This window comes from Saccharopolyspora sp. (assembly GCF_017434145.1).
GTDB lineage: Bacteria > Actinomycetota > Actinomycetes > Mycobacteriales > Pseudonocardiaceae > Saccharopolyspora_C > Saccharopolyspora_C galaxeae.
In genome coordinates, this window is the sequence record NZ_JAFRFW010000710.1 from 1 (window position 1) to 2065 (window position 2065).

At 70.9% G+C, this 2065-nt stretch carries 1 protein-coding gene; it reads right to left on the reverse strand.

Translation table 11 applies throughout. From position 1 onward, the window contains the following. Positions 1 to 2065, reverse strand: a 2065-nt coding sequence (locus IJH84_RS19405) for an Rne/Rng family ribonuclease (RefSeq protein ID WP_295147130.1), incomplete at both ends; no start/stop codon positions are given.

Consider the following 2065-nt stretch of genomic DNA (forward strand, 5'->3'; position numbering starts at 1 on the left):
CACCGGCTCGGCCGGTTCTCCGGCGCTACCGGCCGGGCGGCTGACCTTCCGCCTGCGCGAGCGGCCGTTCGACCCGGAGTCGCCGGTCTTGGCCGGTTCGGCCGGCTTCGGCTCCGCGGGCTTGTCCGCGGTGGCGGGCTCGGCAGGCTTCGTCGCCTGCTGCGCGCCTTCGGACTTGGCGCCGTCCTGCTTGGCAGGCTCCGCCGACTCCGATTTCGCGGGTTCCGGCTTGGCGGCCTGCGGCTTGCCGCTCTCGCGCCGCTCGGCGTCCGGCTTCCCGCCGTCCTGTTTCGGCCCGCCCGACTTGGCCTTCTTCGGTTCCGGCGAGTCCGGTTTCGCCTTCTCCTGCTTGGCCTCCGCGGACTGCTCCTGCTTCGCCGCCTGCTCCTGCTTCGCCGCCTGGGCGACGCCGTTGCGTTCGCCCTGCTGCTCCGAGTCGTTCGAGTCCTGCTTGCCGCGGTTGCGGTTGCGCCGCGACCCGCCGCCGTTGCCGCCGTTGCCACCGGAGTTCCCGTGGTCCTTGCCGTGCTGGTGCGCCACCGGATCCGCCGAGACCAGCAGCCCGCGCCCGCGGCAGTGCTCGCAGGTGCTGCTGTACGCCTCCAGCAAGCCGGTACCGACCCGCTTGCGGGTCATCTGCACCAGCCCGAGCGAAGTCACCTCGGCAACCTGGTGCCGGGTGCGGTCCCGGCCCAGGCACTCGGTCAACCGGCGCAGCACCAGGTCCCGGTTCGACTCCAGCACCATGTCGATGAAGTCGATCACGATGATGCCGCCGATGTCGCGCAGCCGCAGCTGGCGCACGATCTCCTCGGCCGCCTCCAGGTTGTTCCGGGTGACCGTCTCCTCCAGGTTCCCGCCGGAACCGGTGAACTTGCCGGTGTTGACGTCGATGACGGTCATCGCCTCGGTGCGGTCGATCACCAGGTAGCCGCCGGAGGGCAGCCACACCTTGCGGTCCAGCGCCTTCGCGATCTGCTCGCTGATCCGCTGCTCGGTGAACACGTCGTTCTTGCCGACGTGCTTGCTGAGCCTGCCCATCAGGTCCGGTGCCACGTGCTGCACGTACGCCTCGATGGTGTCCCAGGCCCCGGAGCCCTGGACGGTCAGCGACGAGAAGTCCTCGGTGAACAGGTCCCGCACGACCTTGATCAGCAGATCCGGCTCCTCGTAGAGCAGCTGCGGGGCCTGCGCCTTCGGCGTCTCCGACTTCTCCTTGATGACCTCCCACTGCGCCTGCAGCCTGCGCACGTCCCGGTCCAGGGCTTCCTCGCTGGTGCCCTCGGAGGCGGTGCGGATGATCACCCCGGAGTTGTCCGGCACGATCCGCTTGAGGATCTCCTTGAGCCGCTTGCGCTCGTTGTCCGGCAGCTTCCGGCTGATCCCGGTCGCCCCGCCGCCCGGCACGTAGACCAGGAACCGGCCGGGCAGGCTGATCTGGGTGGTCAGCCGCGCGCCCTTGTGCCCGACGGGGTCCTTGGTGACCTGCACGAGAACGCTGTCGCCGGTGGACAGGGCCTGCTCGATGCGGCGCGCCTTGCCGGCCAGCCCGGCGGCGTCCCAGTCGACCTCCCCGGCGTAGAGCACCGCGTTGCGGCCCCGGCCGATGTCGACGAACGCGGCCTCCATGCTGGGCAGCACGTTCTGCACGCGGCCCAGGTAGACGTTGCCGACCAGCGATCCCGAGCCCGCGGAGGTGACGAAGTTCTCCACCAGCACGTTGTCCTCGAGGACCGCGATCTGGGTCTGCTCGTTGTGCTCGCGCACCACCATCCGGCGGTCCACCGACTCGCGGCGGGCCAGGAACTCCGACTCGGACAGCACCGGTGCGCGGCGCTTGCCCGCCTCGCGGCCGTCCCTGCGGCGCTGCCGCTTGGCCTCCAGCCGGGTCGAGCCCTTGATCGCGCGGACCTCGTCGTCGCTGCTGCTGTCCTTGCCGCCGTCCTGGCGTTCCTCGCGGACGTGCACGACGGTGTTCGGCGGATCGTCGTCCCTGTTCGGGCCGTCGTCGTCGCCGGAGCCCTTGCGACGGCGCCGCCGCCTGCGACGACGGCTCCCCTCACCG